The sequence below is a fragment of the Pseudomonas sp. NPDC087639 genome, from assembly GCF_044743385.1.
Classification (GTDB): Bacteria; Pseudomonadota; Gammaproteobacteria; order Pseudomonadales; family Pseudomonadaceae; genus Aquipseudomonas.
On the sequence record NZ_JBIUWI010000109.1, the window covers coordinates 1 to 9,535 of the forward strand.

Consider the following 9,535-nt stretch of genomic DNA (forward strand, 5'->3'; position numbering starts at 1 on the left):
TGGGCCACCTCCAGACAGGAATCGACCACGCTACGGGTGGCATCGGGTTTCGCCAGACGGCGGGCCGCTTGGGCCATTTCTTCGAGTCGTTGCGGTTGCATCAAGACCTCTGTCAGGCGCGCGGCAAGGTCCGCGGCACCAGTCGTTCTTTGCGGCATCAGGAAGGCAGCGCCTTCACGGGCCAAATAATCGGCGTTGCGGGTCTGGTGATCGTCGATCGCGTGGGGCAAAGGCACCAGCATCGAGGGCAGACCGGCGGCAGCCAGCTCACTGATGGTCAACGCGCCTGCGCGGCACACCACCAGGTCAGCCCAGCCATAGGCCTGGGCCATGTCTTTGATGAACGGCTGCACCTGCGCGTCCACGCCGACGGCGCGGTAGCGCTCTGCAGTCACTTCATCGTGGTTTTTGCCGGCCTGATGAAACACCTCTGGACGCAAGTCGGCAGCGACTTGGGCCAGGGCTTCAGGCAGCAATTTGTTCAACGGTTCTGCGCCCAGGCTTCCGCCAAGGATCAGCAAACGCGCTTTGCGACCGGCCAGAGCAGGTCGCGATGTGTCGAGGAACAGCTCGCTGCGCACCGGGTTTCCGGTGGTACGGCGGCTGTCCGACAGAGTAAAGGTGTCGGGGAACGCTTCACACACCCGGGCGGCGAACGGCACCAGCAACCGATTGGCGGTGCCGGCGACAGCGTTCTGCTCGTGAACAATCACCGGCACGCCAGCCAGTTTCGCGGCGAGGCCACCGGGGCCAGTCACATAACCACCGAAGCCAACCACACACACCGGACGCAGCCGACGAATGATCGCACGCGCCTGCCACACCGATTTGAGCAGCATGAACGGCGCCTTGAGCAGCGACAGCTTGCCCTTGCCGCGCAACCCGCTGGCGTTGATGCGATGCAGTTCCAGCCCAGCGGCCGGGACCAGTTCGTTCTCGATCCCGCGTGGCGTGCCGAGCCAGTGCACGGTGTAGCCGCGCGCCTGAAACTCGCGGGCACAGGCCAGCGCCGGGAACACGTGGCCGCCGGTTCCGCCGGCCATGATCAATACGTTAGCGCCCATGATTCGGCTCCTCGGCGAAGTCGCTCTCATGGAATTCCATCTCTTCACTGCCCAGGTGGGTTCGACTCTCCCACTCGATCCTCAGCAACAAGCCGAGACAGGCACAGCAAATCACCAACGAACTGCCGCCGTAACTGAGGAACGGCAAGGTCAGACCTTTGGTTGGCAGCAGGCCGACGTTCACACCGATGTTGATCAGGAACTGACCGATCCACAGGAACGACAAGCCGTAAGCCACATATGCGGCAAAAAACTGTTTGGCTTTCTCGGCCCACAAGCCGATGTACATGCCGCGAATACACACGAACACGAACAGCGCCACGGTGCACAGCGAACCCACCGCGCCCAGTTCTTCGGCCAGCACCGAGAACACGAAGTCAGTGTGCGCTTCCGGCAGGTAGAACTGCTTCTGCACGCTGTTGCCCAGACCCACGCCCAGCCACTCACCGCGACCAAACGCGATCAACGCTTGCGACAACTGGTAACCGGCACCGAACTGGTCGGCCCACGGGTCGGCGAAGTTGGTCAGACGCGCCATCCGGTATGGCTGCATTTGAATCAGCAAGACCACGGCCCCGACCGCCAGCACCACCATCAGCGAGAAGCGGAACAAGCCGACCCCGCCAAGGAACAGCATCGCCGCCGCCGCGCCCATCATGACCACGGTGGCACCGAAGTCCGGCTCCATCAGCAACAGGCCGGCCATCGGCAGCAGCACGATGAATGGCTTGAAGAAGCCCATCCAGCTTTCGCGCACTTCTTTCTGGCGCCGCACCAGGTAACCAGCGAGGTAGATCACCACGAACACTTTGGCGATTTCGGATGGCTGAACGTTGAAGAAGCTGAAACCGATCCAGCGCATCGAACCGTTCACCTCTCGGCCAATGCCCGGGATGATCACCATCACCAGCAAGCCAAAGGCACCCAGCAGCATCAACCAGCCGAGGCGCTGCCAGGTGGCGATCGGAATCATCATGGTGACGATGCACGCGCCCAGCCCCAGCACCACATAAATAAGGTGACGGATCATGTAATACAGCGGACTGCCCGACTGCGCCGCCGCGACTTCGGTCGATGCCGAGGCGATCATGATCAGGCCCAGCCCCAACAACGCCAGGCAACCGGCAAGCATCGGGAAGTCGAGGTCGATCCCGCGCCCGGTGATGATCGGCGACGGATACGGCTTGATGATGTTGAGCAAGCTCATGCCAGTTCCTCCACGGCGCGGACGAACTGGTGACCACGGTCTTCGTAATTCTTGAACATGTCGAAACTGGCGCAGGCCGGCGACAACAGCACAACATCGCCCGCTTGCGCGGCGGCGCGACATTGCTCAACGGCTTCAACCAGCGAGGTGGCGCGAATCAGTGGCACGGCATCGCCGATGGCGTCACCGATCTTGTCCGAGTCGCGGCCCATCAGGATCACGGCGCGGCAGTTGGCCGCCACCGGATCACGCAGATCATTGAACTCGGCGCCCTTGCCGTCACCGCCGGCGATCAGAATGACCTTGCCGTCGATGTCCGCACCCAGGCCTTCGATGGCCGCCAGTGCGGCACCAACGTTGGTGGCTTTGGAGTCGTTGTAATAAGCGACGCCGTCCAGATCACGCACCCACTGGCAGCGATGTTCGAGGCCGGCGAACGTGCGCAGGGCCGAAAGCATGGCGTCGAACGGCAGACCGACCGCGTGGCCGAGCGCCAGCGCCGCCAAGGCGTTGGACTGGTTGTGGGCGCCACGAATTTTCAATTCGCGCACCGGCATCAGGTTCTGGAATTCGAAAGCCAGATACTTCTCGCCGTCTTCTTCACGAATACCGAATGCCTTGAAATCAGGTTTGCTCAGACCGAAGGTCCAGCACGGCTGGCCCTCACCCATCAGCGGACGGGTCAGCGCGTCCTGACGGTTGACCACGAACTGCTTCGCGCCACGGAAGATCCGGTGCTTGGCCAGGTGATAAGCCGGCAGCCCGCTGTAGCGATCCATGTGGTCTTCGCTGATGTTCAGCACGGTCGCCACTTCGGCGTTGAGCTGGTCGGTGGTTTCCAGCTGGAAGCTCGACAGTTCCATCACGTACAGCTCGACATCGTCACTGAGCAGATCCAGCGCCGGCGTACCGAGGTTGCCGCCCACCGCCACGCGCTTGCCGGCCGCAGCCGCCATCTCGCCAACCAGCGTGGTGACGGTGCTTTTCGCGTTGGAACCGCTGATGGCCACGATCGGCGCCTGCGCGTTACGCGCGAACAGCTCGATGTCACCGGACAGTTTCACGCCACGGGCCGCGGCGGCTTGCAGGGCCGGGGTCGCCAGCGCCAGACCGGGGCTCACGTAGAGCTCGTCGGCACGGCACAGGAATTCGACGTCCAGCTCGCCACAACGCACTTCCACGTGCGGATAGTCACGCTTGAGCGTGGCCAGTTCCGGTGGATTTTCCCGCGTGTCAGCCACAGCAAACGACGTGCCCCGGTTCGCCAGGAAGCGAACCAGGGACATGCCGCTCTTGCCGAGGCCGACAACGATGCGGAAGTGGTCAGAAGCGATCAGAGACACTCGTTCTACCTCAGCTTCAGGGTGGCAAGGCCAACCAACACGAGAATCACGGTGATGATCCAGAAACGGACAATCACACGCGGCTCGGGCCAGCCCTTGAGTTCAAAGTGGTGGTGGATCGGTGCCATGCGGAACACGCGGCGACCGGTCAACTTAAAGGACGCAACCTGGATGACGACCGACAAGGTTTCCATCACGAACACGCCGCCCATGATGAACAAGACGATTTCCTGACGGACGATCACCGCGATGGTGCCCAGTGCAGCACCCAGCGCCAGCGCGCCGACGTCGCCCATGAATACTTGGGCCGGATAGGTGTTGAACCAGAGGAACCCCAGACCGGCACCGATCAATGCGCCGCAGAACACGATCAGTTCGCCCGCACCCGGCACATAAGGAATCAACAGGTATTCGGCGAATTTCACGTTACCCGACAGGTAGCAAAAAATGCCCAGGCCACCGCCGACCATCACGGTTGGCATGATCGCCAAACCGTCGAGGCCGTCGGTCAGGTTGACCGCGTTGCTCGAACCGACGATCACAAAGTAGGTCAGCACGATGAAGCCCAGGCCCAGCGGAATGCTGTAGTCCTTGAGCATCGGCAGGATCAACGTGGTTTCTACCGGCGTGCTGGCGGTCATATAAAGGAAGATCGCCGCGCCGAGGCCAAACACCGACTGCCAGAAATACTTCCAGCGGCTCGGCAGGCCACGGGAGTTCTTCTCGATGACTTTGCGGTAATCGTCAACCCAACCGATGGCGCCGAACAGCAGGGTCACCAGCAGTACGGTCCAGACATAACGGTTGCTCAGGTCAGCCCAGAGCAAGGTGCTGACGCCGATGGAAGACAGAATCAGTGCGCCGCCCATGGTCGGAGTACCCGACTTGGACAGGTGCGATTGCGGGCCGTCGTTACGAACGGATTGACCGATCTGACGGTTCTGCAAAGTGCGGATCATCCACGGGCCATAGCACAGCGACAAAACCAGCGCGGTCAGCACACCGAGAATCCCGCGCAGGGTCAGGTACTGAAAGACCGCGAAGCCTTTGTAGAACTGTTGCAGATACTCCGCTAGCAGCATTAATGTTTCTCCAGACTGGACCCGCACAGAGCCGCAACGATGTTTTCCATCGCTGCACTGCGCGAACCCTTGATCAAAATGGTGGTGTTTGTGTCCTGCTCGGCGTCGAGGGCCTGGATCAGTTCGGCTTGCGTGCCGAAGTGATGCGCCTGTTCACCGAAAGCGTTTACGGCGTGAACCATGTTCGGCCCAACGGCATAAAGCGCGGAAACCTTGTCCCGGGCGTATTCGCCCACGTCGCGGTGCCCCTGCTCCGCCCAATCGCCCAACTCGCCGATATCTCCGAGCACCAGGACGGTGCGGCCGGAAAAGCCGGCGAGTATATCAACGGCCGCGCACATTGAGGTGGGGTTTGCGTTGTAAGTGTCATCGATCACGCGCATGCCGTTTTTCGCCAGTTGCGCGACGGTGCGGCCTTTGACCGGTTGCACCGCGCCAAGCCCGGTGGCGATGCCGAACAGCGACACGCCCAACGCATGTGCGGCAGCAGCAGCGGCCATCGAATTGGCGACGTTATGGGTGCCGAGCAGATTCAGTTGAACGCGCTCCGAACCTTCAGGCGTGTGCAGATTGAAGGCCGGGCAACCCCGGGCATCGGTGCTCAGGTCGCTGGCGTAGAAGTCAGCTTGCGAATTGCTCAGGGCGAAAGTCAGAACTTTGCGAGCACCCGCGCGGGTCTTCCAGATACCGAAGGCCTTGTCGTCGAGATTCAGCACGGCGATGCCATCAACCGCCAGACCTTCGATGATTTCACCTTTGGCTTCGACGATTTTTTCCGGGCCGCCGAACTCACCGACGTGAGCGGTGCCGGCATTGTTGAGGATCGCCACATGCGGCTTGGTCAGCCCGACGGTGTAGGCGATTTCACCCAGACGCGAAGCGCCCAGTTCGATCACGGCCGAGGTGTGTTCCGCGGCCAGTTCGATCAGGGTCAGCGGTACGCCGAGGTCGTTGTTCAGATTGCCACGAGTCGCCAGCACCGGGCCGCGCGTGCGCAGGATGCTTGCGAGCATTTCCTTGACCGTGGTCTTGCCACTGGAACCGGTCACGGCAGCCACTGGCTGAGTGAAGGCGGCGCGGTTCAAGGCACCCAATTGGCCCAAGGCCTGACGGGTATCCTTGACCAACAGCTGCGGCAACGTGCTGTCGGCGACTTCACGCTCGACCAGCGCTGCTACGGCGCCTTTGGCGGCGACATCGTTCAGATAATCGTGACCATCGAAACGCGGGCCGGTCAGGGCAATAAACAGCTGGCCAGGCTTGATCGCGCGGCTGTCGATGCTCACACCGTCGAAACTGGCATCGGCGCTGATCAGGCGTGCGTCGAGCGCGTTGGTCAATTCACTGAGTTTCAGGGCTTTAAGCATGGGCCACCTCCCAAGCGGTCAAGGCGTGATCGGCCTCGACCAGATCAGAGAAGGCATGGCGCTCGCCGTTGATTTCCTGATAGTCCTCGTGACCTTTGCCAGCCAGCACAATCACGTCATCGGCCGAAGCAGCGGCAATCAATTGCGCGATGGCCTGACCACGGCCTGCCACGAACGTGACTTTATCCACAGCGGTAAAACCGGCACGGATGTCATCGAAAATCACTGCCGGGTCTTCGGTGCGCGGATTGTCATCGGTGACCAGCACTTGATCGGCCAGACGCTCGACCACTTCGGCCATCAACGGACGCTTGCCACGATCACGATCACCGCCACAGCCGAACAGGCACAGCAACTGACCTTTGACGTGCGGACGCAATGCCGTGAGAACTTTTTCCAGCGCATCCGGGGTGTGGGCATAATCAACCACCACCAGCGGCTGAGTGCCGCCGCCAAGACGCTGCATGCGTCCGGCCGGGCCTTCGAGCTTCGGCAACACTTTGAGAATTTCGTCGAGTGCGTAATCCAGGCCGAGCAAAGCACCGACCGCAGCCAGTACGTTGCTCAGGTTGAAACGACCGAGCAAGGTGCTGCGCAGATGATGTTCGCCCTGCGGCGTCACCAGCGTGGCGCGTACGCCGTGGTCGTCGAACTGCGCTTCGCGACAGAACAGATAAGCGCTGCTGTCGAGCAGGCTATAGGTGATCAAGCGCGACTCACGTTTTTCAGCAGCCAGTTGCCGGCCAAAATCGTCGTCGAGGTTGACCACGCGGCACTTCAGATCATTCCAGGCGAACAGCCGGGCCTTGGCCTCGGCGTAAGCCTCCATGGTGCCGTGATAATCGAGGTGATCGCGGGACAGGTTGGTCATCACTGCCACGTCGAACGCCAGCGCAGTCACCCGGCCTTGATCCAGACCATGGGACGAGACTTCCATGGCCACGGCTTTCGCGCCGGCCTTTTTCAGGTCGCCCAAAGTCGCTTGCACGGCAATCGGGTTCGGCGTGGTGTGCAGACCGCTTTCCAATGCGCCATAGAAGCCGGAACCGAGGGTGCCGACAATGCCGCAATGCTGGCCGAGCAGATCCAATGCCTGCGCGACCAGTTGGGTCACGCTGGTTTTACCGTTGGTGCCGGTGACGCCGATCAAGTTCAGATGACGGCTTGGTTCGCCGTAAAAACGCCCGGCGATATCTGACAACTGCGCCGCGAGCCCCTTGACCGGAATCAACGGAACGTCAGTGATAGGCAGGACGGTGGCGCCCTCCACTTCGTAGGCCACAGCGGCAGCGCCGCGCGCCAGTGCATCGGCAATGTGCGCACGGCCATCGAATTTGCCGCCCGGCACCGCGAGGAACAAATCACCCGCGCGCACGTTACGGCTGTCCAGCGCCAATTCACGGATCAACAGATCGTGGCCGGCGTGGGGGAATATTTTGTTCAGACTTAATGACATCAGCCGCGCCCTCCATTGGCTTTCAGCGGAATAACCGGGGTGGCGTTGGCCTGTTGCGTGGTCGGCAGGTTGTCCGGAGTCACGTTCATCAGACGCAGGGTGCCGGACATCACACGGCTGAAAACCGGCGCCGATACCAGACCACCGAAGTAACCGGCCTTGGACGGTTCATCGATCACTACAACAATGGCGTAACGCGGATCGCTCATCGGGCCGAAACCGGCGAACAGCGAACGGTAAGAGTTTTCGGCGTAGCCCTTGGTGCCGACCGAGGTCTTGCGCGCAGTACCCGACTTGCCGGCCACGTGATACGCCGGCACCTGCGCACGGAATACGCCGCGTGGGGCCTCAATCACTTGGGTCAACATGCCCTGCATGGTTTTCGCGACAGCTTCAGGGAGCACCTGAGTGGTCTGCGGCGGCTTGTCGGTTTTGATCAGGGTGAGCGGCGCGAGGCGACCGTTGTTGGCCAACGCAGAGAAGGCGTGAACCAGCTGAATCGCGGTCACGGAAATACCGTAGCCGTAAGACAGCGTCGCGGTTTCAGCCTTGCGCCAATCGCGGTAGTTCGGCAGGTTGCCGACGCGCTCGCCCGGGAAGCCGAGGCCGGTGTCCTGGCCCAGACCGACTTTCTGCGCGAGACGGTAAATGGTTTCACCGCCAATATCGAACGCGACCTTACTCATGCCGACGTTACTGGAATTGATCAGGATGCCGGTCATGTCCAGCACCGGGCCTTCGCTCTTGGAAACGTCCTTGATCGTGTACTTGCCGATCTGCAGAGTGCCCGGATACACCTCGACGGTGTCGGTCGGTTTCCAGCGGCCGGACTCGATGGCAGCACTCATCGAGATGGCTTTCATGGTCGAACCCGGTTCGAACACGTCGATCATCGCGCGGTTACGCATCATTGCCGGCTGCAGGTTGCGGCGGTTGTTCGGGTTGTAGGTCGGCTGGTTGACCATGGCCAGAATTTCGCCGGTCTTCACGTCCATGATCACCAGGCTGCCGGCCTTGGCGCCGTTCTCGATGATCGCGTTACGCAGTTCGCGGTTGGCCAGATATTGCAGACGCAGGTCAATGGACAACGCCAAGGGCTTGCCGGCCTTGGCGTTTTTGGTGACCTGGACATCCTTGATCAGCCGTCCGCGCCGATCCTTGATGACCTGCCGCTTGCCGGGTACACCGGCGAGCCATTCGTCATAAGCCAGTTCGACACCTTCGCGACCGTGATCATCGATGTCGGTAAAGCCGACCATGTGCGCCGTGACTTCACCGGCCGGATAGAACCGGCGGAATTCTTCGATGCCGTAGACGCCCGGCACTTTAAGGTCGAGCACAGACTGGCCCTGCTCGGGGGTCAACCCGCGCACCAGATAAATGAATTCTTTGTTGGCTTGCGCTTCGAGGCGCTCGGTCAGGGCTTTCGGGTCCTGACCCAACGCGGCGGCCAGTGCCGGCCACTTCTCTTTGGCGGTCTGCATTTCCTTGGCGTTGGCCCACAGCGTGGTCACCGGGGTACTCACGGCCAACGGCTCGCCGTTACGGTCGGTGATCAGACCACGGTGAGCAGGAATCGGGATGTGACGAAGACTGCGCGCGTCGCCCTGGCCTTTGAGGAAGTCACGGTCAACCACTTGCAGGTCGATGATGCGCCAGCAGATCGCCGCAACCATCACGCCGAGCAGCGCCACCATCAGACGGAAGCGCCAAGGGAAGAGTGCGCCTTCGAGTTTCATCATGGCGCCACCATCTTCACGTCAGCCGCGCCCGGGATGTGCATCTTCAATTGTTCGGTGGCCAGCACTTCGATCCGGCTGTGCGCGGTCCAGGTGCTTTGCTCAAGAATCAGCCGGCCCCACTCGGCCTGCGCCTTGTCGCGCACGCTGAGTTCGTTGTAAAGGTTGTTGAGCAACTGGCGGTTCCAGACCATCGACAGCTCCGAGGGGACGATGTCGAACGGCGGGTCGTCGGCACGCAAACCCTTGCTGCCTTCAACCAGTGCACACGCCGCAA

At 61.4% G+C, this 9,535-nt stretch carries 8 protein-coding genes; all 8 read right to left on the bottom strand.

Translation table 11 applies throughout. From position 1 onward, the window contains the following. A partial coding sequence (gene murG, locus ACIOVB_RS26115) for an undecaprenyldiphospho-muramoylpentapeptide beta-N-acetylglucosaminyltransferase (RefSeq protein ID WP_401272118.1) occupies nucleotides 1–1,064 on the bottom strand: 1,064 nt, incomplete at its 3' end. Then, nucleotides 1,054–2,271 carry a putative lipid II flippase FtsW gene (gene ftsW / locus ACIOVB_RS26120; RefSeq protein ID WP_370872556.1) on the bottom strand — a complete coding sequence of 406 codons (1,218 nt, stop codon included), beginning with the start codon at nucleotides 2,269–2,271 and terminating at the stop codon, nucleotides 1,054–1,056. The genes ftsW and murG, both read right to left, overlap by 11 nt. After that, nucleotides 2,268–3,614, bottom strand: a complete 1,347-nt coding sequence (gene murD / locus ACIOVB_RS26125) for a UDP-N-acetylmuramoyl-L-alanine--D-glutamate ligase (protein WP_187678000.1) — start codon at nucleotides 3,612–3,614, stop codon at nucleotides 2,268–2,270. Before murD ends, ftsW begins: the two co-directional genes overlap by 4 nt. Nucleotides 3,615–3,619: 5 nt before the next feature. Further along, complete coding sequence (gene mraY, locus ACIOVB_RS26130; RefSeq protein ID WP_401272119.1) at nucleotides 3,620–4,696, bottom strand: phospho-N-acetylmuramoyl-pentapeptide-transferase; 1,077 nt, start codon at nucleotides 4,694–4,696, stop codon at nucleotides 3,620–3,622. Further along, complete coding sequence (gene murF / locus ACIOVB_RS26135; RefSeq protein WP_401272120.1) at nucleotides 4,696–6,063, bottom strand: UDP-N-acetylmuramoyl-tripeptide--D-alanyl-D-alanine ligase; 1,368 nt, start codon at nucleotides 6,061–6,063, stop codon at nucleotides 4,696–4,698. The genes mraY and murF overlap by 1 nt, the downstream gene beginning before the upstream one ends. Continuing rightward, nucleotides 6,056–7,519, bottom strand: coding sequence for a UDP-N-acetylmuramoyl-L-alanyl-D-glutamate--2,6-diaminopimelate ligase (locus ACIOVB_RS26140; protein ID WP_401272121.1), 1,464 nt, complete (start codon nucleotides 7,517–7,519; stop codon nucleotides 6,056–6,058). Before ACIOVB_RS26140 ends, murF begins: the two co-directional genes overlap by 8 nt. Beyond that, the gene (locus tag ACIOVB_RS26145) at nucleotides 7,519–9,258 is read right to left on the bottom strand and encodes a penicillin-binding protein 2 (protein ID WP_187678079.1); all 1,740 of its coding nucleotides are present in this window, start codon (nucleotides 9,256–9,258) and stop codon (nucleotides 7,519–7,521) included. The genes ACIOVB_RS26140 and ACIOVB_RS26145 overlap by 1 nt, the downstream gene beginning before the upstream one ends. Beyond that, nucleotides 9,258–9,452, bottom strand: a complete 195-nt coding sequence (gene ftsL, locus ACIOVB_RS26150; RefSeq protein ID WP_401272122.1) for a cell division protein FtsL — start codon at nucleotides 9,450–9,452, stop codon at nucleotides 9,258–9,260. The genes ACIOVB_RS26145 and ftsL overlap by 1 nt, the downstream gene beginning before the upstream one ends. Between the last annotated feature and the right edge of the window lie 83 nt (nucleotides 9,453–9,535).

Coding starts and splice junctions, on each gene's coding strand:
- ftsW (WP_370872556.1), bottom strand. CDS start 2,271: ATGAGCTTGCTCAACATCATCAAGCCGTATCCGTCGCCGATCATCACC.
- mraY (WP_401272119.1), bottom strand. CDS start 4,696: ATGCTGCTAGCGGAGTATCTGCAACAGTTCTACAAAGGCTTCGCGGTC.
- murF (WP_401272120.1), bottom strand. CDS start 6,063: ATGCTTAAAGCCCTGAAACTCAGTGAATTGACCAACGCGCTCGACGCA.
- ACIOVB_RS26140 (WP_401272121.1), bottom strand. CDS start 7,519: ATGTCATTAAGTCTGAACAAAATATTCCCCCACGCCGGCCACGATCTG.
- ACIOVB_RS26145 (WP_187678079.1), bottom strand. CDS start 9,258: ATGAAACTCGAAGGCGCACTCTTCCCTTGGCGCTTCCGTCTGATGGTG.
- ftsL (WP_401272122.1), bottom strand. CDS start 9,452: ATGGTCTGGAACCGCCAGTTGCTCAACAACCTTTACAACGAACTCAGC.